The organism is Microcoleus sp. FACHB-831 (genome assembly GCF_014695585.1).
Lineage (GTDB): Bacteria > Cyanobacteriota > Cyanobacteriia > Cyanobacteriales > FACHB-T130 > FACHB-831.
This window is the reverse complement of the sequence record NZ_JACJON010000064.1, coordinates 1-23010: the sequence shown is the minus strand read 5'-3', so window position 1 is coordinate 23010 and position 23010 is coordinate 1. Positions and strand designations below refer to the sequence as shown.

Here is a 23010-nt window from a genome sequence, read left to right as displayed (position 1 = left end):
TTAGGCTGTTATGCGATGCCTGCGGTAAAAGCAGCTAAATTTGCTATAAGAGAAATTGCTATTTTAGAGGGGATACTATGAGTCTAAATACAGAACCAGAGCCAAGCCTTGGACGGTATTGGTTGTTAAAGTTTCGCGTTGCGATCGCTCTGCTATTTTTATGCAGCATTCAACTTTTGAGCAATATTGTTTTGCGTTTTACAGTAAATTCAATTTGTGAATTAAAGTTAGTTAATTTTTTCCTAAGTTTTCCTGTCTCGTTTATCCTCCTACCTTTGCTCTATGCATACCCAATTTTGTTGAGCCAGCAGCTTAAATTAAGAGATGAGCAGTATCTATCTGCCACAACTGTTAAGCCAAATATTCAGCAAGATACCAATTATATTTTTTTGTTAGTAGTTTTACCCTTATTCCTAATTTGGCATTTCTTACAATCTGCAATTGCCCCTGAAATATTTGAGAGCATACGGTTACTTTTCTATTCTTGCCTTTTGCTTATCTATCCAATTCACTTACACCTTTGTCTTAATTATGGAAAAAATAAAGGAGGGTTATTAGTTTGCTTGACTTTACTATTTTTAAATTTGTCAGGTTTCTTGTTCTCTCCTTTAATTTATCAGCGGCAAATATGGAATATTTTATTATTGGGCGCAGGATTAGTGAGCTTGATTCTTTATGAGTTAGCGTACTGGCCGAATAGCGATCGCTCTTGGGCAGCCTCTTTGAATCGGTATAATCCTTTTGCTCATTTTAGAGAAAATCGCAGACTGAACTCTCGAATATCTAATAAGAGAATTTTATGGTTTTCTAATGCCAGTTTTCTGGCAATTATCCTCTTAATTGTTTACGCTTATATTTTTATTCCAAGTATTAAAAGTTTTTCCTTATATTCATCTCAGTATCAGCAGGTTCTGGAGTTGATCAAAGCTAACAAAATACAGCCTTATGGAGCGATTAATCCTAATAAATTTACATTTCCTTTGCCTTGTGAATATCAACATTTAACTTTCCGTACCCGGTCAGTAGTGGTAGAGAAAACTAATGATAGTTTAGTAGTTGAGTTCATAATTTTCTCTATAGGTTTTGGAGATGGCTATACAGCCTTTGTGTATCGCTCAGAGCCTCCCAGCTATCTTCAAAAAGATGCTTTAGTAGGGGGAATTCCAGCGCAGTATCGCCGCTTGCAAGAGCATTGGTTTTGGGAAAAATGGATTTCGTAGTAGTTCTATTAGCTTGTTAGCAAAACGGAGTTTTTTTCCCATCTAGCCCAAGCTGTTAGAAGAAGTATTTGACAAAAAACGGTCTTAGTACCTGATAAAGCAGAGCAAGAACGAACGGCAACACGATCGGCAGGCCTACTATTAGCCCCCATTTGCCCAGCCGAACCTCTTGATTGTCCGATTTTAAAAGTGCAATTACCGCAGCAGCCCCCATTGCTATCCAGATACAAGCAAAGCCAATAAAGAGGGCGTATGATGAGTCTTGCATTTTCTTTCCCCTACTTTCTTTAGTAGTATCTTTTTAGGTTAGCGCCGCTCTCTTTGTGATTTTGACCCCCTTTAGATGGGTCATTCCTATTGATTAAGGTCGATCTTCGTGGTCATTTAGCCGACAGCGCCCTTGTGTCTCGCACTCGATGCGCTTCTGGCGATCGCGCACAATTGTTGCTAAGTCCGGTCGTCCAGTCAAGGCAAGCCGCCAATCAGCCCAAATTTCATACAATTTATCGGCGATCGCACCGATTATCGGCAACTTGGTAGCCGCATATATCCAACCCATCCCCAAAATTTCATAGACGCGGCGGAAGACTTCCACATTTTTAATCACCTTGCCATCAGGAAATACGGCATGGATTCGCCCCATCGCCGTTTCAAAGTCAACCCCTCCATGCGCTTCTGGGGAGTAATCAGCGTCGGCAATATCCACAAATGCCACCAAACCTCTACCCGCATCCCGTTTTTGCAAGAAGTTGACCTCTCGCACGCATAATGGGCATTCACCGTCGTACAGCAGCTTTATTTGCCAGGACGGTGCTGACTGGCTTTGAGTCGCAATTTCAACGGATTCGGGAAACTCAGTCTTAGATGAAGGCATAAGCAGTTCTCAATCAAGATACTCCTCCAGCGAGGAGAAACAGGCACACTTACATATGTTAAGAATAATTTACAATTTTTTCAGACAGTAAATCTAATTTGCCAGCCCAAATCCTACTAGCGGCGATCGCGCTTAACGGCGTTTAGGGCTATAAAACGTTGATTTTACTGATAAATGGCTCTATAACGCTTATATTCCAGAGATGCACGTTGATAGCTAGCGGTTACAACCTGAAACTTAATCGATAATTTTCTGGATCTATCCCCGCAAAGCGGTAGTATGTCACATGTATTCTTTCACTCAGCCCGCGCTTACGTGCCACTACGCTAGGAACCAGATTTAGAGTTAGATAAAAGGTAGTAGGACAAATTGAAACTATGCCACCACCGTCTTCGTCTACATCTTTTTAGCCAGTCCGCACTTAAGCGCTGATATGCTAATAGTCCTTAACCTTCAATTGTGTTTTAAATCAGTTATTAATGCTTAGTAAATTTAAGTGCGATCGCTCCCCATACAGTTCCGATAATGCAGACTTAACGCCGCCTTGCTTACCTATCATTGAACGAGAGGGACAGGGTGAGAGGTTAACAAAAACTATATTTAATAAGAGCAAATTTTTGAATAAATCTTTTGGTTTGCTACTGCTATTTATCAGCGCTCAGTTATTAGTATTTAAACCGTTAGCAACAAAGGCTCAAGAAAAACAGCCAGCACAAATTGAGAATATTTGCCCAGCGCAGTTGGCTGGTAAAATTGATGCGATCGCCAACCGTCAGCAATTCTCCCGCTCTCGTTGGGGTATTTTAATTCAAACCTTAGCCGCCAACAATACTCTCTACAGCCGCGATGCAAATCAATTCTTCATCCCTGCATCTAATGCCAAGTTGCTAACAACAGCCGCCGCCTTAAAACACCTGGGTTCTCAATTTCGCATCCGCACGTCTGTTTATAACAATGGTGATGGCTCTTTGCGCGTAATCGGGAGAGGCGATCCCAGCTTAACAGATGCTCAACTCAAAAACTTGGCACTACAATTACGCAGCAAACAAATTACCCAAGTGCGCCAACTAATTGCAGACGATAATTACTTTCAAGGAGCCGCACTTAACCCGACTTGGGAACATGAAGATACTTATTTTTACTATGGAACGCAAATTAATAGCTTAATTTTAAATCAGAATGCTATTGCCCTGAAGCTGTTGCCACAAGGGGCGGGGCAACCTATAAAAGTTAGCTGGGACGATCCGATAGCATATAGTCAGTGGCAGGTAGAAAATGAAGCTTTGACAGGCGCTACGGCGCAGGCTTCTGGGGTTGAGGTGACGGGGACTTTGGGTAAGCCAGTGTTGCGAGTCCGGGGTGTGTTGCCTGTAGATGGAAAACCGCAGACTGAAGCGATCGCAGTTCTCGATCCAGCCCAGTATTTTTTACAAAACTTTCGACGCGCTTTAATAATTCAGGGGATAACAGTTGCACAGACGTTAGTTGCATCAAATCCTCAATCATCAACAGAGGAAGTTGCGTTTGTTGAATCACCAACTCTTGCCGACTTGGTGATGGAAACTAATCAGAATAGTAATAATCTTTATGCAGAGGCTTTGCTGAGAACAGTAGGTGTAGCGAAGCAGGATTTAGCAGGTAAAGAGCAAAATTCTGCCCAACAGGGGTTGGCTATTGTTAAACAGACATTAACTGAATTGGGAGTTAACCCGGAAGGCTATGTTATTGCCGATGGTTCAGGGTTATCGCGTCATAATCTGGTAAGTCCAGAAACCCTCGTGCAGACTCTTAAGGCAATGGCACAGACAAAAGAAGCATCTTTATATAAAGCTTCTCTACCCGTTGCAGGTGTCAGCGGTACGCTGAAAAACCGCTTTCGGGATACACCAGCCCAAGGTATTGTTCATGCCAAGACGGGGACAATGACCGGAGTTTCATCAATAGCGGGATATATGGACGCCCCAGGCTATCAACCGCTAGTTTTCACCATTATTGTCAATCAATCAGATAAATCTGTAGCCACAGTACGTCAGGCAATGGATGAGATGGTTGTGGTGCTGACGCGCTTGCGTCGTTGCTAAATAATCTACCTTGGGTTGAGCAAACTTTAAAGACTAAAAATTTAAGATATTTCTATTCTGGATGGCTGGCATTTAGGCCATCTTGAAAATAATATCTCAGCTTATGCCTAGTTTCTTTAATGCCTCTTTGCACTAATCTCGCTGCTAGCTTAAACCTAAGCTGGGCGGGGAAGATGGCGAGGGTAAAGTTTTGCTAGCGTAGCAATTTTAAAAAATTTGAGTCAAAAAGATGCAAAACGCTGAAAAAGTTAATATTTTGATAGTTGACGACAATGTGAAAAACTTGTTGAGTATGGACGCTGTGCTTCGCCCTATAGGTGAGAATGTGGTCAAGGCTGCATCTGGCGAACAAGCTTTAAAATGTCTGCTACAACAAGATTTTGCCCTGATTATTCTCGATGTCCATATGTCAGGTATGGATGGATTTGAAACAGCAAAATTGATTAGGGAACGCGGTAAAACACGACATATACCGATTATTTTCATTACGGCTTCTAGCTACTGCGATACATCAATGTTTCAAGGTTATGCAGTTGGCGGTGTGGATTTTTTGCTCAAGCCTGTAATACGGGAAATTTTGCTTTCAAAGGTGAGTGTTTTTGTTGAGTTATTCAAAAAGACACAGCAGGTGAAAAGACAAGCGACAGAACTAGCGATCGCTAATCAAGAGTTGATGCAATTAAATCAAAAACTTCAAACTGCCAATAAAGAATTAGAAGCCAAAGCGATCGCCGGAGAGTTAACAAGCGACCAAAAAAATCTAGGTGAAAATAGGAACCGTGACGTTCAAGACCAACCACCGCCAAATAGTGCGCTGGCTAAGGTAGTCGGCTTCAAACCCCACTCTTATAAAAATATGCTGTAGAGACAAAACTACTCCCCTCTCTACTCAAAAAATAAGGTGGGCACTGCCCACCTTATTTTAGAACCTTGATGACTTAGTAACGCTCTTCCTCTTCGTACTCAGGCGCTTTGGTTTTTTCCGGGATATTAACACGGGGCGCTTTGTAAGGTTCGGGCGCCTCCGCATCTGCCCAGGCGTCTTCCTCTTCGTATTCGTCGTCGTCATACTTATCGTAAGACGCTGGTTCGGGATAAGCTTGTTTAGCGTACTGAGGCCGTCTAGAAGTCTCTCTTGAGGTCTCGCTCCAGTTATCCTCTTCCTCCGCCTCTTCGTACATTATCGATTCTTCCCGCCGCCGCAGAGGAATTGGCTCTGGTTCCGGTTCTTCCCAATCATCCTCATCCCAGCGATTTTCCGCTACAGGGGTAGAAGTTCTTATAGGAGGTGCTGTTCTTGTGGGAGTAGGAAGCCCAGTTCCTAGCTGGTTCTCAGGTTTAGCCGTTGGTTGGACGTAGTAGCCGCTTTCCTCTTCTTCTCGTTCCCAAGGTGCTTTGCCCAGCCCAAGGCGCTCTAAAACGCCTACACTAAGCTGAACTAGCTTCTCTTCCGCTCCTTCATATACGATCAGGCGATTTGGCCCGCTGCTGACGATTTCCTCAATCGGTAGCTCGTAGGTACTTAAAACTTGCTCTGGAATTTGCGGTAGTCCGATAGAAGCAATAATCAGCGAGTAGACTTTACCATCATCCGGGTCGAACTTGAAGCCCCGTACCCGTCCTAAAGGTTCGCCTGTTTCGGTGATTACTTCGCTGTTTATTAGGGTGCTGTAGGCGTCAACGTCGATATCTTCAAGAACGTCGTCATCTTCAACCAGTATCACATCGCCCATCTGACGGATGCTGGTGAGGAGCATATAGCGTGGCATTCCGGCGATCGCTAGTATGTTGTCTCGCAAACCCAGCGCTACAACTTCTCGCCGATCTATATCTACCAATAACTCCTTAACAATTCCCAAGCGCTTACCATTGTCGCGGGTGATCACGTGGGTATTTAAGATGTCGGAGCGTTGACGTAGTTGGTCAGTTGTCATTTAATTTCCGAATCCTGAGATCGAATTCTGTTAAATATCAATAATAGTCACATCTATTGCAATTATAGAGAGGGGCGGCGCGGCTGTATTTGAATTCCTAACACTTGTGTATAGGCTCCTCTCGCTTGAGTAACGCCTATGGTGCGTTCGGAGGACTCAATCATCGGCCTTCGCAGACTCACTACAATAAACTGGGCTTGTTGTGCCTGTTGTTTGATCATTCTAGCTAATCGCTCGACATTTGCCCCATCTAAAAACATATCTACCTCATCAAAAGCATAAAATGGCGATGGCCGATACCGTTGCAGGGCAAAGATAAAGCTTAGAGCTGTCAAGGATTTTTCGCCACCGGACATTGACGCTAAACGCTGCACTGGTTTGCCTTTGGGGTGAGCCACTAAGTTAAGTCCGCCGTTGAAGGGATCTTCAGGATCGTCGAGTTGTAAGTAACCGTCGCCGTCTGAGAGTTCGGCAAATATTGTCTGAAAGTTTTCGTTTACTGCATCGAAGGCTTCCCGGAAGGCTCGCAGCCGCAGGGTTGTGAAGTTTTCTATCCGCAATAGTAATTCTGTACGTTCGGCTTCTAATGTTGTCAATTTCTGGGTTAATTCTTCAAGTCGTGTAGTTGTGCGTTCGTATTCTTCTAACGCCAGCATGTTGACAGGTTCCATTGCTTGCAGGCGTTTTTGGAGGCTACGCATTTCTTTTTGCAACTGTTCTAGTTGCGCGGTGTAGGATTCAAAAGCGATCGCGCCTGTTACTCCCTCCGATTCCGAAGAAGGAGTTTGTACCAACATTGGCACTTCTGGTAGGGGATCTGGTAATTCAGCTTCTTGTGCTTCTAGTTGGGGTAGCAATGTTGCAAGTTGCTCTCTACGAGAAGTTTGGGTTTCTTGGAGTTTTTGCAGCTGCCATTCGAGCTGTTGTTGAGTTAGATGACGCGATCGCAGTTGTTGTTCCGAGCGATCGCGCTGTTGTTTCTCTTCACCTAATCTCTCTTCCACTTGCGTCAGCGCCGCCTGCGTTTGTGCGATTTGTTCGATGATGGCTGACAACTGAGTGGAAATGCGATGAATCGCATCTGTACAAGAGGTTTGCTGGGTGTAGCATTCTTCCAAACGCTGCTGGGATTCTTGGATTTTCTCTTGCAAGCGTTGCTGCTGATTTTCTAAATCTTTTAATCGTTGCTCGGCGCTGCGGAGAGTTTGTTCGCGATCGCGCAGTTGTTGCTCTGCTGATTTAATTGTCGCCTGGATTTGCTGCCACTCGCTAGTAGCCGAAGATTGCTCTAGTTCTGCTAAAATTTGCCGCAACTCTTGCAGTTGGCTTTCTTGCGCTGGTAACTCTGCGTCTAGAACTTGCAAGCGAGACTGAGCCGCATTAAGTTCTTGAGTATTTTTAGTATGGAGCGATCGCTGTTGTTCTTGTTGCGCTTTTAAACTCTTAATCTCCTTTTGCAACTGTTCAAATTTCAGCTGAGTTTCCCGGCGCTGTTGTTTTTGCTCCGTCAATTCTTGACTCTGCCGTTTTGTCTTTGCAACCAGCGAACTAATCAACTCGCCACAGCGATCTAAAATCCGCTCAATTTCCTCTAGCCTATTTCTTAACGCCGTTACCTCCGCCGATTCCCCCGCGTCGCTTGTACCAAAGTGCAATTCCGAACGCTGGCTGGTACTCCCGCCAGTCATAGCACCGCTGCTTTCTAGAATTTCACCTTCTAAGGTGACAATCCGATATTGCCCTATGTAGCGACGAGCATCATTCAGCGTTTCAAATACAACAGTGCTGCCAAAAACATAAGCGAAAATATCCCGATAGCGCGAGTCGCAGTCAATCAGGTTAATCGCATAGTCAACAAAACCGTTAGCATAGCGCAGCGCCGCTACTGGGGAGAATCGCGGCGGCTGAATTTTATTTAAGGGCAAGAAAGTCAATCGTCCTGCGCGTTTTTGTTTCAGCAGTTCAATCGCCGCCGCCGCCACGCCGTCATCTTCAACTACCAGATTGCCCAAACGTGCGCCTGCTGAGGTTTCTAGAGCGAGTTGGAATCTAGGTTCGACTCTACCAAGTTGGGCAACTAAGCCGCAAATGCCGCTAAGTCCAGATTGCTGAATTACTTTAGTGGCGTAAGTACCTTGTGCTTCTTGCTGTACTTGGGCTTGGGCTTCTAATTTATCGAGTTGGCGTTGTTTCTCTCGTTGTTCTTGCAGCAGGCGCTTTTGGGTTTCTTGTTGGATTTGCAGTTCTTGTTCTGTCGCTGCTAGAGATTGCGCTAAAGATTCGATTGGTTGGGAAGATGCGTTGAATTGGGTTTCTACATCAGCAATATTGTGGCTTTTTTCAGCAATTTCCCGCTCTAAAACTTGCAATTGCTGATTTTGCTCTTCAATCTGTCGCTGCAACTGGGTATAACGCTCTCTGAGCTGTGCTTGCTCGGTGCGTTGGGGGTCGAGAGTTTGCAGCAGTGTTTCGATTTGGTGGGTGAGGGCGGTTTGTTGCTGCACCCACGCGCTAGAAGCGGCGGCGATCGCGGTGGCTTGTTCTCGATGCGCGTCTAAAGCGTGTTGGGCTTCATCCCTTTGTTGGCGATAAGACTCAATTTGAGATGCGATCGCTTGCGTCTCTACAAAACGCTGTTCGAGATTTTGCTGGTGTTGTTCAATTGAATTTTGTTCTTGTTTTATAGTTGTGGCGGTATTTTGAGAGGTTGTTTCTAACTCGCGTTGCTGGCGTTGTAGAGTACGCCGTTCCGCTTCTTGGGTGGCGAGAGTAGATTGCAGCGCGAGAAGTTCTTCTTCTCCAAGCGCTTTAACGCGGGCGTTAAGCTTATCGAGTTCAGCGGTAGCTTGTTGGATTTCAGCAGCGATCGCACTAAGTTGGGTTGTGAGATCGGCGTGCTGGCGATCGCCCGCTTCGATTTGCCCAGTTAGATCTTGTTGTTGTTGCAGGAGCGATCGCCATTTTAGGACAGCTTCCCACTGTTCTTTTTGTTGGAGTTCGGCGCGAAGCTTTTGGTATTTCTCAGCTTTGATGCGATCTTGGGAAAGGCGATCGCGTTGTGAAACTAACTCGTTCTCGACAATGCGACAGCTATCTTCGCGTTCCTTAACTTCATCTAAAGTAGCTTTAGCCTGAACAATTTTGCGATCGAACGTCGCCACACCAGCCAATTCATCAATAATTTCGCGGCGTTCGCGGGGATTCATCGAAATAATGCTGGTGACATCCCCTTGCAGCACTACGTTATAGCCTTCTGGATATATCCGCAGTTCGTTAAGTTGTTCGTGGAGTTCAGTTACAGTGCAGGGTGAGCCGTTGATGTAATAATTCGAGGTGTAAGTGCCTTGCTGGGTAACTCGCAGCCGCCGCGTGACACTCCACTCTGCCGATTTTGGATTTTGGATTTTAGATTTTACATTTTCCTGTTGTTCGTTCTCTTCAGCTTCTTGGGGGGGATCTTCCGCATTCTGGGGAGCCTCTTGATCCCCCAGATCAAAAGTAACGGTAGCGCTAGCTTCGACTGTACCGCGATGGGGTTGGTTGTGGTTGACCAAATCGGGCAAACGCTCGGCTCTCATCCCTTTAGAGCTAGCAAGACCGAGACAAAATAGCAAAGCATCCAGAATATTCGACTTTCCCGATCCATTTGGCCCAGAAACCACAGTAAACCCCGGCAGCAACGGTATTGCCGTCGTGCCGCCGAAAGATTTGAAGTTAGTTAGTTCCACGCGCTTGATGTGTACCATAAGGCGCTGGTTAGCTAGGCATGGAAGTACAAGTGTATCACTGGATTTTCAACAGGTTAACACAGCTAGTATTATCAGGTCGAATGTTAAAGAGGGGAATGAGGTAAGAGCAATGACGATAGGTTGAGGATGGAAGTGGGCATAATATTGGTAAGCCCAGGTAGTTGAAAGATTAATTTAATTAGTTGTGGATATGCATTGTAATTCAAAGATAGGTGAAACATGACATCGGTTCAGTCGCCATCAACTCTATCTCTGGCGGATTTTCTTAAGCTGCCAGAAACTAAGCCTGCAAGGGAGTATATTGACGGTCAAATCTACCATAAACCGATGCCAAAAGGAAAACACAGCAGACTGCAAGCCAGATTAACGGCTGGTATTAATCAGGTTGGTGAACCTCAAAAAATAGCTTGTGCGTTTCCGGAATTACGGTGTACTTTCGAGGGGCGCTCAATAGTACCAGATATAGCTGTGTTTCAGTGGGAACGCATTCCTTTGAATGCTGATGGAGAAATTAAAAATAATTTTGAAATTGCACCCGATTGGACGATAGAAATTTTTTCACCCGAACAAAGTCCAACTAGGGTGATAGAAAATATCATTTTTTGTCTAAATCATGGTACTAATCTTGGTTGGCTTATTGACCCCGAGGAAAAATTAGTGTTTGTGTTTAAGCCTTCGCAGCAACCAGAAAGTAAGCAGGGTCAGGATATTTTGCAAGCTACGGGATTGCTTGACAATTGGCAGGTTTCGGCAGATGAGTTGTTTAGTTGGTTGAGGTTAAAATAGCGATCGCTGTTGGTATTTAGCCTAAGTTCAGTATTAAGCGTTGTGGGTTATTGTTTTGCAGATAGAGCGCGATCGCTCACATTTGCTTCACTACCATCTATCATTTTTATATATAAAAAATTGAACCAGTAAAACCAAATGACAGCCGCGCTCTTGAACAACCGCTATCGTATCATTCGGGCGCTAGGAACGGGTGGTTTTGGCGAAACGTTTCTGGCAGAAGATACTCATACGCCTTCACGCCGCACCTGTGTAATTAAGCAACTCAAACCCATTAGCAAGAACCCGGAAGTAACCCGCCTGGTTCAAGAACGTTTTGGGCGAGAAGCTGCTATTTTAGAGCAACTGGGTGAGGGTAACGCGCAAATTCCTCGGTTGTACGCTTACTTTGCCGAACAGGGACAATTTTATTTAGTTCAAGAGTGGGTTCAAGGCGTTACCCTGAATGAATTAGTTCAACAGGAGGGAGTTTTAGAGGAAAGTTCAGTTAAACAAATATTGGCTAGCCTGTTGGCTGTTTTAGATTATCTGCACGCCAGAGGTATCATTCATCGCGATATCAAGCCTAGTAATATTATTCTTAGACAACAAGATAGCAAACCCGTCTTAATTGATTTTGGTATTGCTAAAGAAATAGTTAACACAATTGTCGATGGCGGGGGTGAAATTACTAGCTCAATTGCAGTCGGTACGCTGGGTTATATGCCACCAGAACAAGCAGCAGGTAAACCAGTTTATGCAAGCGATATTTATAGTTTGGCATTGACTGCTATATATTTGCTGACAGGAAAACGTCCCCAAGATTTGGATACTAATCTTCAGACGGGAGAGATGACTTGGCGCAGGGACAATCTAAACATTAGTTCTAGTTTCGCAGCGGTTTTGTCTAAGGCGACACTATTGCATCCTAGCGATCGCTATTCCACAGCCAAAGAAATGTTAGCAGCTTTGCAACTTTCCCCTCGCACATTTCCCCAGTTACCAGAAACCGTTCCTCCAGAGGAAACTTTACCTATATTAAAGCCAGAAACAATTGACGCAAAAAAGCCAGAATCACCACCCGTTGTTCCCCCCAACCCCAGAATACCAGAACCAGAAATTTCCCTCTCCCGCCAAGAATATCGCGATCGCCAGATATTACTAAATAAGGTAAAAAATTACTGGATAAAAGGTGTTTTAGAAACTTCGCTACATGGTAAAGCCTTAATTGAACTTGGTTTATCAGAACAACTCGACGCTATTGAACGCCCTTGGGGTTTAGTATGGGAAACGCCCGATCTATCTCAGCAACCGTTACCTCCCGGAACCAAAATTATCGATAAGTTCGATGAACTGGGAGCAGGACGGACATTACTTATTTTAGGCGATCCAGGTTCAGGCAAAACCACGACTTTATTAGAATTAGCCCGCGATTTGATTACTCGCGCCGAACAACATATAAGCCAGCCTATTCCCGTCGTCTTTAACTTATCTTCTTGGGCGGGAGATAAACAGACAATTGCCGCTTGGCTGGTGCAAGAACTTAATACAAAGTATCAAGTTTCCCAAGAAATTGGCCAGACGTGGATTAAAGATCAGGTGATAATATTAATGCTCGATGGCTTAGATGAAGTTAGCAGCGATCGCCGCGATTTATGCGTTCAAGCAATTAATAAATTTAGCCAAGAATACGGGCAAACAGAAATGGTAGTCGCCAGCCGCATCAAAGACTACCAAAATCTCTCGCACCGCCTCAAGCTTCAAGGTGCAATCTGTCTTCAACCGTTGACATTAAAGCAAATTCATCAATATCTTGCTAGCGCAAGTGGCGAATTAGCCGCAGTAAACGCCGCCCTCCAAGAAGATTCCACGCTGCAAGAGTTAGCAAAATCGCCTCTAATGCTTAGTATTATGACCCTGGCTTATCGCGGAATGTCTCTTGCAAGCCTGCCCAGAATGACTTCTATTGAAGAACGCCGCCAACATTTATTTAATGCTTATATTGAACGAATGTTTAAACGACGGGGAGCAGAAGAACAGTACTCCAAACAGCAAGCAATGTCCTGGCTAATTTGGTTGGCAGAAGAGATGGTTAAGCAATCTCAAACCGTCTTTTTAATTGAGAGAATGCAGCCTATTTGGTTGCCAAAAAAACATCAAAAAGGACTATATGCCCTAAATATTGGCTTAATGGCTGGACTTAGTGCTGGACTTGGCGGTGGGCTAATTGCTGGACACGCGGCGGGGCTGTATATCGGCTTAACTGTTGGACTGATTATCGCCCTTGGTTCAGGTTTGGGGGCAGGGCTAGTTTTTGGCCTAATAAGCGATCGAATAAACCCAGTTGAAACCCTGCAATGGTCGTGGAAAAAAGCTAGAGATAACATTAAACAAGGTGTTGTTGTTGGCGCGATCGCTGGGCTGATTTTGGGGTTAAGCAGTGGGTTAGTTTCTGGGCTGATTTTTAATGTGGGTAGCGGGCTGGTTGATGCCATTTTCACGGGGATAACTGATGGGCTGGGTGCGTCGCTAATTTTTGTTTTACTGCGCGGATTAAGTGGCCCTGGAATTTCAACCAGCACAATTCCCAATCAAGGTATTTGGCAGTCTGCAAAAAATGCTATGTTATTTGCTCTGACTGGAATGGTTGGTTTATCCCTAGTTGCTATAGTGATGGCTATTCCAATTTTTTGGGGTCTAGTTATTGGGCTGGTGTTTGGGCTTTTTGGGGCGGGTGAAGCTTGCGTTAAACACTTCGCTTTGCGCCTTATTCTCTATTGCAATGGTTATATCCCTTGGAACTATGCCCGTTTTCTTGACTGGGCAACTGAACGCATTTTTTTGCAAAAAGTTGGCGGTGGCTACATTTTTATCCACCGCCTGTTGTTGGAACATTTCGCCCAGTTATAGCATTAGGGAGGGAATTGCCCTCCCTACTAACTATTTAAAACTGTCGCAAGAATCGCAGATCGCTGCTGTACAAGCGGCGAATATCATCAATTTGATGCAGCACCATCGCAAAGCGTTCTGCACCAAAACCAGCGGCAAACCCCGTGTAAACTTCTGGGTCGTAACCAACTTTTTTAAGCACGTTGGGGTCTACCATACCGCACCCCATTACTTCTAGCCAGCGCCCTTGCCACTGCACGTCTACTTCCGCAGAAGGTTCGGTGAAAGGGAAATAACTAGCGCGGAAGCGAATCGGTAATTCTTCGCCAAAGATCTCCTCTAAAAACACCTTAATCGTGCCCTTGAGATCGGTAAACGTTAGCCCTTCATCAATTGCCAAAATTTCCACTTGATGGAAGACTGCGGAATGGGTGGCATCTACTGTATCCCGCCGATAACAACGTCCTGGTGCGACAATGCGAATCGGCGGTTCGTTCTCTTCCATGTAGCGAATCTGGACGGAAGAGGTATGCGTCCGCAGCAAATTGCCATCCGGCAGGTAGAAGGTATCCTGCATATCGCGGGCGGGATGGTCTGCTGGGGTGTTCAACGCTTCAAAGTTGTAGTAGTCTGTCTCCATTTCTGGCCCGTTGGCGACGGTGTAGCCAAGACCGACGAAGATATCTACAACTCTGTCAATTGTGCTGTTAAGGGGGTGCGATCGCCCGATGGGTCGGTAAACTGCTGGCATACTCACGTCCAGGGTTTCCGATTCTAGCTGTGCCTGGATTTTCGCTGCTTGCAGGTCATTTCGCCGTTGGTCTAGGTCTTGTTGTATGGCTTCTTTGACTTCGTTTGCTAAAGCGCCAATGCGGGGGCGATCGCCCGCTTGCAATTTACCCAAACCCCCTAATACTTTAGATAGCTGCCCTTTTTTGCCCAAGTAACCTACTCTGATTTCTTCTAGGTTTTCCAGGGTATTTGTGGCAGCGATCGCTTTGGTTGCTTCCTGTTTCAGCGCGGCTAATTGAGTCTCAATCTCGTTAACGGAATCGCTCATTTAAGTATTTTCTAGCTTATGGGGGTTAGCTCTTACCAGTTTACCCAGAGGCGATCGCATTGGTGCAGCCTGCCATCAATCCCCTAATAACCGTCAAAATAGAAAAAACCCTTCCTCTACTAAGTTATTAATGAAATTGCTAATCAGCAACGATGATGGCGTCTTCGCGCTGGGGATTCGTACTCTAGCTGACACCCTAGCTTTATCAGGTCACGATGTCACTGTAGTCTGTCCCGACCGCGAACGTTCCGCCACAGGTCACGGTCTGACTCTCCACGATCCCATACGCGCCGAAGTCGTAACCTCAATATTTCATCCCACTGTAAAAGCCTGGTCTTGTTCAGGTACGCCCTCTGACTGTGTAAAGCTAGCGTTGGGTGCTTTACTAGACAAACCCCCCGATTTTGTCCTCTCGGGTATTAATCACGGCTCCAATCTTGGTACTGATGTCTTATACTCCGGCACGGTTTCAGCGGCGATGGAAGGAGTTATAGAAGGAATTCCCGGCATTGCTTTTAGTCTTACCAGTTTTGCCTCAAAAGATTTTCAACCTGCTGCTAAATTTGCAACAATCTTGATGGCAAAGTTAGCCAAACAGCCGCTAGCAGAGTTGATGTTACTTAATATCAACGTACCACCCGTAAAGTGGGAAGAAATCGCTGGTGTCGCCATTACCCGTCAAGGAATTCGCCGCTATTTCGATACGTTCCAGAAGCGTGTAGATCCGCGAGGCAAAACATACTATTGGCTAGCTGGTGAGGCTGTGGAGGAAGTCGAACAACCAGATAATCCTCATTTACCCAGCCATATAGAAACAGATGTTCATGCAATTCGTAAAAATTACATCACCGTTACGCCTTTGCAATACAATCTCACCTCTGCTGCTGGGGTACATAGCTTGCAAGATTGGGGATTTGATTTGGATAAATGAGCGATTGATGTGAGGCGATCGCTTGCTCAGTTATAATTCAATACCGTTCGCTTAAGGATAAGCATAGTTTGGGTTGAGTAACGAAACCCAATTCTTCTAAGCATCCGTTGGGTTTCGCAGCCAACCTACGGTGCTTTTAGTTTTTTTAGCTCTAAAATTGATAATTTCTAAAAAATTCCCCTCTCAACGGAGGGGAAATAAAGTAATTTTTTAATTATCAAAGTTAACTAGACTACAGCCTTTCGCTTTTTGCCACAGCCCAAAATGCCGAACCCAATTAGCAATAGGGCGCTTACAGTGCTAGGTTCGGGTATTTTGTCTGTACCTGCGGGCTTCTTAAACGTTCCTGTGCCCGTTCCGCTGTCACCCGCAAAACTCTGTCCATCACTACTTGTACCGTTAATACTTTGGTAGCGTACACCAAAGTTACTTAAAGCAAATGATGTAACATTGTTACCCTTGAAAGTAAGAGTAGGAGAGAAAGTCTTGGAATTCTCACCCGTGCTAACACCGCCCTCATTACCTTCTCCGCCGCCTCCTTTACAATTCTGCTTGTTATTAATAAAGCAGACATCAATAGTACCGAATTGATTAGGGAAAGAATCATTTAAACTTGCATAGGCAAAAAGCCCACCGGAGCTAACACTTGCACCACTGAGATTAGGGTCAACATTAAACCCTAAAGCAGATGTTCTAGAAGTAAGAGTACCGCCGCTAGATGTATTTTTTAGTGCTATATCGAATTTTGCTTGTGTAGTGTCGGCAACATTTGTAAATCCTAAAAAGGTAAATGTTGCTAGTGACGCAAGTCCAGTAACATCTTTTGTAGCAACGTTTCCGTCAAATGTAACCTGGAAAGATCGATCGATATCAGCAATCCCAACTCCAACGCTACCATCAGCATTGAAAGTAAAAGCCGAAGCTGAGGAAGCTAGGACAGAAGAACAGATTCCAACCGCAGACAGTACCCAGATACCTAAAGCTACTTTTGACAGAGCCTTTAACATTTCACTTAATTTCCTTGTTAATTAGCCTCAATCACCCACCCATAAAGTTTTCCGAGCCGTAATACACCCCGATCTTTCCAGGCTCTACTAAGAGCATAACGATGGGGCTTATTGCTGTCTATATAAAAACTCACATCTTGTTCGTATCTTCATAAACGAAACAAAGTGAGTTCAACATAACTTTAGACAATCAAAACTTCAAGTAATACAAGGTAAAAAAACAAGACTATTAAGTGCTTTTACGGAAAAGTAATTACGAAAAATTACTGAGAAGAAACAGCATAATTAATAAGTTGGGCGAGGCGGTAACGTAGAGTTTCTAAGCCGAGGCGATCGCTTGCTGAAATAAACACCCCTTGGGGAAACTCTTCCTTAGCTACCATCAAAGTATCGCCGTCCACGCAATCCATTTTGTTAAACACCACTAAGGCTGGGCCAGGTGTTATAGGCATTTCCGACAAAATAGTCATCACAGAACGAATTTGACTTTGCCAAGCCGGATGAGATAAATCTACTACATGAAGCAGCGCGTCAGCTTCTGTCACCTCTTCCAAAGTAGCGCGGAACGCATCCACCAATGAGGGCGGCAGTTCGTGAATAAATCCCACCGTGTCTGTAATAACAATCTGGCGGGGTTCTTCCGTTACAGGATCGGGAATTGTCAGACGTCGCGTTGTTGGGTCAAGAGTAGCAAACAATTGGTCAGCTGTATAAACCTCCGAATTAGTCAGCGCATTTAATAGCGTGGACTTCCCAGCGTTGGTGTAGCCAACCAAAGCAACTGAGGGAACCTCTTGATGTTGCCTTTGCTGCCGCAGCCGGGAACGATGGGCTTGCAACTGGTTGACTTCCTGTTGCAGTCGAGAAATTCGTCGCCCAATAGCACGACGTTCTGTTTCCAGTTTGGTTTCTCCCGGCCCCCTGGTGCCGATACCGCCGCCGAGTCGGGACATCGCACCACCCCGACCAGTCAAGCGTGGCAGCATATATTCTAGTTGGGCAAGTTCTACTTGCAACTTACCAGCGCCGGATTGGGCGCGTTGGGCAAAGATATCTAAAATTACCTGCGTCCGGTCTACTACCCGAATGCCTGTCTGAGTTTCCAAATTGCGGCTTTGCGCTGGTGAGAGGTCGCGGTCAAATACTATCAGGTTAGCTCCGAGCGTCTGTGCGGCAAGAGCAATTTCCTGCACCTTACCTTCACCCACAACAGTCTGGGGATGAGGACGCGGGCGCTTCTGCCGCAGGGTATCTAATACCTGCCCTCCTGCTGTATCAACTAGACGTGCTAGTTCTTCGAGTCCATCTTGGAATTGCAGGGCTGTCATACCCTCAGTCATCAAGCCTACCAGTAGTACGCGATCGTGGTCGGCGTCCACTTGCTGGGCAACAAATTCCCGTTGGAACTCAGCTTCCAGTCCTTCTACGAGTTCTAGGAAATCTTGGTTGGTGATGACATCCAGGCTGATAGGTGCGGATACGTTCCAGCTGGCTGATTCGTGGGGAACTAGGTGAGCTAGATAGGTTTCTTTGACATAACCTGTTGCACCGCCACCGCGCCTTTCAAATCCAGACCCCGTGATGTTCAGGACGAGTAGAACATCCAGTCGTTGCATCGCCATTGCGGTGAGTGAGGCTTCGTTGGGTGCTTCTGGTTTGAGATGGGTGGCAATGCAGCGAATGCCGCTTAGTCTTTCTGCGCCGTAGCGGGGCAGTTCTAGGGGGGGAATTTGGGTTTGACGGGGAGAACCGACTCCTACGCGAATCACCTGTCCCCGACGATTGATGTAGGTACAGACAGGTTGGTTGATTTCGCTGCTGATGGCGGCTAGACGTTGGGCAAATTCGGGCGTGGTTATGCGATCGCCAGGATTGCGTTGATGATAAAGTCTCTGTAGCTGCTTTAGCTGGCTGGACTTTAGACCTTGAAGGTTGCCGTAGATAGTCTCGATGTTGTGAATCCCTAATGCTTCATCTCTATTTTACAAATACGGGGGTCGTGGTGTCTGTAGTGGGGTGGATGCGATCGCCCCACGCTTTCCATAGGAATCGCTACATTATTCCTTTAGCAGATTGCACAAAAGCTGTGCAATCTGCGCTTGTGTATCTAATGACAACTCACCCAATTCACGCCGGATAACCGATGTACGAACTGTCATTAAGTGATCCAGCCTGATTGTAGATTCTTGATGCAACCCGCTGGCAGCAAAGTCTGGATGACTGGTTTCTAACACGATGTCTGTTTCTAGTAAATCCGGTGGAATTCGACTGGTAATGAAAGCCAGAATAACGTGACGATAGGCTCCTACAGGGTTAGTGATGCAGACAGCTGGACGCACCTTGGTAGCTGATAAATCATCAAACGGGAAAGGCACTAGGACAACTTTACCCTTAGTCATTGAATGGCTTACCATCAGCTAACGTGTATATGTCTTCTTCAGGGTCTTTCAGGAAATCAAAAGCTGGATTAGTCGCTGCTGCTTGGAGCCATTCACGTTCATCTATTGTCTCATCATCCTGCCAGTCCAGATCATCGTCCAGCTCTTTAGGAGCATCTGAGTAATTGAACATGAAGACAAACTTATTTTTAGGCAGAATCAAGGTTGGAAGATAAAGCGGTTGATTGTCCCAACCCCCATCCTTCTCGCCCTTTTCATACATAACAATCAGCGTTGGAACATCGAGGTATTTCCGTTTCGGCTTCCTTATCCATTCACTTTGTGCGAAACCAGAACCCTGCCAAGGTCTGGGTCTGTTTGACAAGTCAAGTCCATCACCTTTTTTCCCTCGGTGAACATTGAGCATTGCCTTCTGAATACCTTCTGTCTTAATAGACTTCAGGGCTTCTTTGACTCTTTTGTCCTCCCAGGAATATCCAGGGCAACGACCGCTCGGCATACGTTCAAGAATCTCGATTAAGAAGTCGATATCTACCTCATAGTATTGATCATCACCCTTGTATTCGCCTAGAAGCTTGTTGAGAGCTTCTGTGTGGTGCCTTACTTCTGAAACCTTCCAACGCGGATCGCGAGGATAAATAGCAGAGCCGGGTGTGAAGGCATCAATTTCTGCTGGATTCAAGACATTAGAACGAGTTGGCTTAAGTTTTCGACCAACCCAGACAGGCTTGAGCTTAATTTGGCTGGGATCGTCACCAATAGCCTGACGCATACCCTCATCAGATTCATGGATAGCGTGGAAAGCTTCAAAGATATGTTTGGGTAAAAACAGACGAGTAACATCTTTTAGTTCCTGGCGATAACCGTACATTCGGGCGTGTTGATGCACAGTATCCATCACTTTTTGTTTGGCATCCCGTCCGTAATAAGTTACCATCAATCCTTCAATAGTTACACCCCGCCCAAGCCTATTACCACCAATAAGAATATTCATCCCTCGTTTATAGTTCGGTTCTTTATCTGGATTGTTAGCATTGATAACTTTTGGGATAGCACGCCGTAATTTATGCTTTAGGTCTTCAATCAGGTTATTAAGTGGTGGTAGATTAGTCACGGTTTTGCTTAACTCGTGATAAGCTTCATCAAGCCATTTGAGTGCCTGTTCTCGCTCTGTTATAGAAGATTGACCTCGAATAGCTTTATCAAGTTTTATAACAAACTCACTTATAATCTTCTCTAAGTTATTGTGATTATCCTTTTTGTAGCATATATGAGCTAAAAAGGAGTATTTTGCATCTTCATATGTTGCCGCTCGCATCTTATAAATTGCACCCAGGAAGAAACAGCATAAAGCCAGTCTCAATCCTTCAGGTATCTTCCAGTTATCACCAGGGTTTATCTCTCCTTCCTGCTGTTTCAATAGTTCTATTTCTTCAGCTTTAACTATAAAGTAATAAGGGCTATTTTCTTCAAAGAATAAATCTCCTCCCATGTAACTATCACCTGGTTTAGGTAGCGCAGCGCAAAAAGCAGGTTTACATGGATGCTCAAGATTTTGCAGTAGCAAACTCTGTGGAGTTGCTGTAATTTGTAAGTAAATATGATTACCTACTTCTTTGCGAATTTTGCCAATTTTATCAAAAATTGCACTATCGGGAACTACGTCTTTACCTTTTTTAGCTTGCTTTTGTTCGTTTGTATTCAAGCTGGCATTATCAGCTTCATCATCAAAGATCAAAGTTGGAACGCTACTGGCTCTAGCATATTTAAGAATTTTAAGCAAGTTATCTAAGTGACGCTGGTTTTTAGTTGATACCAGGACAACACCAGTATCTTTTATATATGGAAGTAATTTACTTTTAGCAAATTTGTCTGGGTCGGTTTTCCATTGTTCCCAATCAAATACAACAGGCCCATCTTCTTCCAGTTGTTCGTTGAAACGATCGGCAGTTTGTTTACCAAGCCAAGTATTGTCAGAAGTTAATACAATGAAACAACGAAATCCATTTTCTTGAGCAACTGCCAGAGTAGCAATAGTAGTATTAGTTTTACCGCTCTGAACTCTACCGTAAATTAAACCAGTAGTACCATTGGGTATTTTACCTTTGTAAGGATTACTAACAATGCCTGTACCTGTAGCACCAACATCACCATAACCAAATTTTTCACAGTAGACATCAACGCAGTTCTGCACAATATTAATAGCAGCTTGCTTTAAGTCTCCTGCTGCTTTATCTCCTATTTTACGTCTAACACTTTCAATAAGCTTTTTGATGCAATATCCATCGGTTTTAATATTAATTTCAATCATTGCTGTTTTTTTTATTTGACAAAACTATGCGAGGCCAATCATTCTGAGGCACGGTCTGCTCCATTTGCTGCCTGCCCGGGCCACTTACATGATAGCTACCGTGAAGCCGCCTCGACACCGATATATGCTGGCCACCAATGTCAGCATCCCTATCTAAAACGCTCCAAAGCCGTTTTTCAGCTATGCAGCAGATGCCGTCTTTGTGACAGATTAGGGCTATGAATACTGAAGCGTCAGGATACTTGCTATGCAAAATACCCAAAGCAGACTCTTCTTGGCTGCTTAAAGTGAAAGACCATGCAGATTTCGGTTTTTTGGAAACCTTGAAGAGAATAGCTGACTGATTTGTATCACCTTCAACTAGGTATATTGAAGGATGTATACATGATGCGTGAGTAATCGTAATCCTGTTTCCAAAGTTGATTAGCCTTAAAAATGCAGCGCCGTGAAGGAACTCCTGATCGTTAATCATTTTGAAATATGGGCAAATTTTGCTGAGAAGATATATAGAGTGTCTGGTTGGTTATGTGTAGAGCGATCGCGCTTGCGAATTAACCCTATTAAACGAATAGCTTACCTATCCGCCATTGCTTAACAGCAGTTTGGAGTTTATCTGATAACCAGTCATCATACTGGGGATAAACTGGCAAACGAGGCACCAGTTCCCAACCCGCTGGCTGCAAAATTTCTTGCAAATTCTGATAGTGGGGATGGGGATAATCGGGATTCACTTCATCGACTGGCCCGATCCCTCCTAAATCCCTCGCGCCTGCTTCTAAACAAGCTAGCAACCAACTAGGTTCTTGAACTAAATTAGGCGGAATTTGTATATTAATATCCGGCGGCAAAATCTCCCGCGCTCTTTCAATCACTTGGGGCAAAGTCTGGGGATCGAAAGCTGGGGCGTCGAAGGTTTGCTGACTTCCTGGACTGTGGGGTTGCAGGATAACTTCTTGAATGTTACCCCAACGTTGGTGGAGGTGCGCGATCGCCTCTAAACTATCCCACCAATCTTTCTCGCTTTCCCCAATTCCCAACAACAACCCAGTTGTAAACGGAATCTTAAGTTCCCCCGCGCACTCTAGCTGTTGCGATCGCAACTCTGGAACCTTACTCGGAGCATACTTGTGGACTGTCTCCAGCAAGTTGGGCGTCACCTGTTCCAGCATTAGTCCTATCGACACGTTCACACTCTTTAGTTGTGACATTTCTTCATAACTCAGCGGCCCCGCATTAGTATGGGGCAAAAATCCCATAGACAGCGCCAGTTCGCATAAATCGTAGATGCGCTGGAACCATGCTTTACGCTGCGACGACTGCGGATGCACCTCACCACTGAGTATGAGAATTTCACACACTCCAGCAGCCTGAAGCGGTTTCATAATCATTTCCGCCTCTTGTATAGTCAGCCAAGGACTTCTACCAGGGTCGGTACGAAAGTTGCAGTAAGTACAGCGATTAAAGCACTCGTAGGTCGGAACGATTGTGTACGCAGGGCTATAGGTAACAAGGCGCGAAGCTAGGTTGGTCATGGCAGGAGGTAATAAGAAAACTTAATAAGTATTATCAGAAAAGCTTTCGTTAAAATAGTTTACAAATCGAAACAAAGACCGTAATCTATAAATGTGGGCAGCAAAAACCCGCAAGAACCTAGAAAATTCATCGCAATCATCCAAAAATGACCACAACCATTCAACAGCGCCAAAGCGCTAACGCTTGGGAACGGTTCTGCAACTGGGTAACATCAACCGACAACCGCCTATACATCGGCTGGTTCGGCGTATTGATGA

The 23010-nt window shown here is 44.9% G+C and carries 16 protein-coding genes and 1 pseudogene; 7 read left to right on the top strand and 10 right to left on the bottom strand.

Going from position 1 to position 23010, the window contains the following annotated elements; genetic code table 11:
* The first annotated feature begins 176 nt into the window (after positions 1-176).
* Positions 177-1220, top strand: coding sequence for a hypothetical protein (locus H6F77_RS18450; RefSeq protein WP_190490011.1), 1044 nt, complete (start codon positions 177-179; stop codon positions 1218-1220).
* Positions 1221-1275: 55 nt separating this feature from the next.
* On the opposite strand, the gene H6F77_RS18445 is transcribed toward H6F77_RS18450, so the two are convergent.
* Both H6F77_RS18445 and H6F77_RS18440 read right to left on the bottom strand, forming a co-directional pair.
* The gene (locus H6F77_RS18445) at positions 1276-1488 is read right to left on the bottom strand and encodes a hypothetical protein (RefSeq protein WP_190490010.1); all 213 of its coding nucleotides are present in this window, start codon (positions 1486-1488) and stop codon (positions 1276-1278) included.
* Between the two features lie 93 nt (positions 1489-1581).
* Complete coding sequence (locus tag H6F77_RS18440; protein WP_190490009.1) at positions 1582-2094, bottom strand: thiol-disulfide oxidoreductase DCC family protein; 513 nt, start codon at positions 2092-2094, stop codon at positions 1582-1584.
* Positions 2095-2573: 479 nt separating this feature from the next.
* On the opposite strand from H6F77_RS18440, the gene dacB reads away from it, so the two are divergent.
* Together dacB and H6F77_RS18430 are read left to right on the top strand one after the other, a co-directional pair.
* Positions 2574-4175, top strand: a complete 1602-nt coding sequence (dacB, locus tag H6F77_RS18435; protein ID WP_199321412.1) for a D-alanyl-D-alanine carboxypeptidase/D-alanyl-D-alanine endopeptidase — start codon at positions 2574-2576, stop codon at positions 4173-4175.
* A gap of 229 nt (positions 4176-4404) precedes the next feature.
* Positions 4405-5040 carry a response regulator gene (locus tag H6F77_RS18430; protein ID WP_190490008.1) on the top strand — a complete coding sequence of 212 codons (636 nt, stop codon included), beginning with the start codon at positions 4405-4407 and terminating at the stop codon, positions 5038-5040.
* A 73-nt stretch (positions 5041-5113) separates the two neighbouring features.
* Here H6F77_RS18430 and H6F77_RS18425 read toward each other — a convergent pair whose 3' ends face one another.
* Together H6F77_RS18425 and smc are read right to left on the bottom strand one after the other, a co-directional pair.
* Complete coding sequence (locus H6F77_RS18425) at positions 5114-6109, bottom strand: PRC-barrel domain-containing protein (RefSeq protein ID WP_190490007.1); 996 nt, start codon at positions 6107-6109, stop codon at positions 5114-5116.
* A gap of 62 nt (positions 6110-6171) precedes the next feature.
* A complete protein-coding gene (gene smc / locus H6F77_RS18420) occupies positions 6172-9855 on the bottom strand; it encodes a chromosome segregation protein SMC (protein WP_190490006.1) in 3684 nt (1227 codons plus the stop codon).
* Between the two features lie 222 nt (positions 9856-10077).
* On the opposite strand from smc, the gene H6F77_RS18415 reads away from it, so the two are divergent.
* On the top strand, positions 10078-10644 hold the full coding sequence (locus H6F77_RS18415) for a Uma2 family endonuclease (protein WP_190490005.1): 567 nt from the start codon (positions 10078-10080) through the stop codon (positions 10642-10644).
* Positions 10645-10782: 138 nt separating this feature from the next.
* The gene (locus tag H6F77_RS18410; RefSeq protein ID WP_190490004.1) at positions 10783-13533 is read left to right on the top strand and encodes a protein kinase domain-containing protein; all 2751 of its coding nucleotides are present in this window, start codon (positions 10783-10785) and stop codon (positions 13531-13533) included.
* Positions 13534-13567: 34 nt separating this feature from the next.
* On the opposite strand, the gene pheS is transcribed toward H6F77_RS18410, so the two are convergent.
* Positions 13568-14572 carry a phenylalanine--tRNA ligase subunit alpha gene (pheS, locus tag H6F77_RS18405; RefSeq protein ID WP_199321411.1) on the bottom strand — a complete coding sequence of 335 codons (1005 nt, stop codon included), beginning with the start codon at positions 14570-14572 and terminating at the stop codon, positions 13568-13570.
* A gap of 130 nt (positions 14573-14702) precedes the next feature.
* Here pheS and surE point away from each other — a divergent pair, with 130 nt between their 5' ends.
* Positions 14703-15503 carry a 5'/3'-nucleotidase SurE gene (gene surE, locus H6F77_RS18400; RefSeq protein WP_190490003.1) on the top strand — a complete coding sequence of 267 codons (801 nt, stop codon included), beginning with the start codon at positions 14703-14705 and terminating at the stop codon, positions 15501-15503.
* Between the two features lie 227 nt (positions 15504-15730).
* On the opposite strand, the gene H6F77_RS18395 is transcribed toward surE, so the two are convergent.
* From H6F77_RS18395 to cofG, 5 genes are all read right to left on the bottom strand, one after another.
* Positions 15731-16510 (bottom strand): cistern family PEP-CTERM protein, encoded by a 780-nt coding sequence (locus H6F77_RS18395; protein ID WP_190490002.1) that lies wholly within the window; start codon positions 16508-16510, stop codon positions 15731-15733.
* Between the two features lie 263 nt (positions 16511-16773).
* Positions 16774-18279 carry a GTPase HflX gene (gene hflX / locus H6F77_RS18390; protein ID WP_514131594.1) on the bottom strand — a complete coding sequence of 502 codons (1506 nt, stop codon included), beginning with the start codon at positions 18277-18279 and terminating at the stop codon, positions 16774-16776.
* Positions 18280-18567: 288 nt separating this feature from the next.
* Positions 18568-18924 carry a type II toxin-antitoxin system PemK/MazF family toxin gene (locus H6F77_RS18385; RefSeq protein WP_242022305.1) on the bottom strand — a complete coding sequence of 119 codons (357 nt, stop codon included), beginning with the start codon at positions 18922-18924 and terminating at the stop codon, positions 18568-18570.
* Positions 18902-21220 carry a Z1 domain-containing protein gene (locus tag H6F77_RS28000; RefSeq protein ID WP_190490001.1) on the bottom strand — a complete coding sequence of 773 codons (2319 nt, stop codon included), beginning with the start codon at positions 21218-21220 and terminating at the stop codon, positions 18902-18904. Before H6F77_RS28000 ends, H6F77_RS18385 begins: the two co-directional genes overlap by 23 nt.
* Positions 21221-21780: 560 nt before the next feature.
* On the bottom strand, positions 21781-22752 hold the full coding sequence (gene cofG, locus H6F77_RS18375; RefSeq protein WP_190490000.1) for a 7,8-didemethyl-8-hydroxy-5-deazariboflavin synthase subunit CofG: 972 nt from the start codon (positions 22750-22752) through the stop codon (positions 21781-21783).
* 146 nt (positions 22753-22898) lie between these two features.
* Here cofG and H6F77_RS27465 point away from each other — a divergent pair.
* Positions 22899-23010 (top strand): annotated as a pseudogene (locus H6F77_RS27465) (photosystem II q(b) protein); the annotation flags it as partial.

Excerpts from the sequence above, each read along its gene's own strand:
- H6F77_RS18445 (WP_190490010.1), bottom strand. The coding sequence starts at position 1,488 with ATGCAAGACTCATCATACGCCCTCTTTATTGGCTTTGCTTGTATCTGG.
- H6F77_RS18440 (WP_190490009.1), bottom strand. The coding sequence starts at position 2,094 with ATGCCTTCATCTAAGACTGAGTTTCCCGAATCCGTTGAAATTGCGACT.
- dacB (WP_199321412.1), top strand. The coding sequence starts at position 2,574 with ATGCTTAGTAAATTTAAGTGCGATCGCTCCCCATACAGTTCCGATAAT.
- H6F77_RS18430 (WP_190490008.1), top strand. The coding sequence starts at position 4,405 with ATGCAAAACGCTGAAAAAGTTAATATTTTGATAGTTGACGACAATGTG.
- H6F77_RS18425 (WP_190490007.1), bottom strand. The coding sequence starts at position 6,109 with ATGACAACTGACCAACTACGTCAACGCTCCGACATCTTAAATACCCAC.
- smc (WP_190490006.1), bottom strand. The coding sequence starts at position 9,855 with ATGGTACACATCAAGCGCGTGGAACTAACTAACTTCAAATCTTTCGGC.
- H6F77_RS18415 (WP_190490005.1), top strand. The coding sequence starts at position 10,078 with ATGACATCGGTTCAGTCGCCATCAACTCTATCTCTGGCGGATTTTCTT.
- H6F77_RS18410 (WP_190490004.1), top strand. The coding sequence starts at position 10,783 with ATGACAGCCGCGCTCTTGAACAACCGCTATCGTATCATTCGGGCGCTA.
- pheS (WP_199321411.1), bottom strand. The coding sequence starts at position 14,572 with ATGAGCGATTCCGTTAACGAGATTGAGACTCAATTAGCCGCGCTGAAA.
- surE (WP_190490003.1), top strand. The coding sequence starts at position 14,703 with ATGAAATTGCTAATCAGCAACGATGATGGCGTCTTCGCGCTGGGGATT.
- H6F77_RS18395 (WP_190490002.1), bottom strand. The coding sequence starts at position 16,510 with ATGTTAAAGGCTCTGTCAAAAGTAGCTTTAGGTATCTGGGTACTGTCT.
- H6F77_RS18385 (WP_242022305.1), bottom strand. The coding sequence starts at position 18,924 with ATGGTAAGCCATTCAATGACTAAGGGTAAAGTTGTCCTAGTGCCTTTC.
- H6F77_RS28000 (WP_190490001.1), bottom strand. The coding sequence starts at position 21,220 with ATGATTGAAATTAATATTAAAACCGATGGATATTGCATCAAAAAGCTT.
- cofG (WP_190490000.1), bottom strand. The coding sequence starts at position 22,752 with ATGACCAACCTAGCTTCGCGCCTTGTTACCTATAGCCCTGCGTACACA.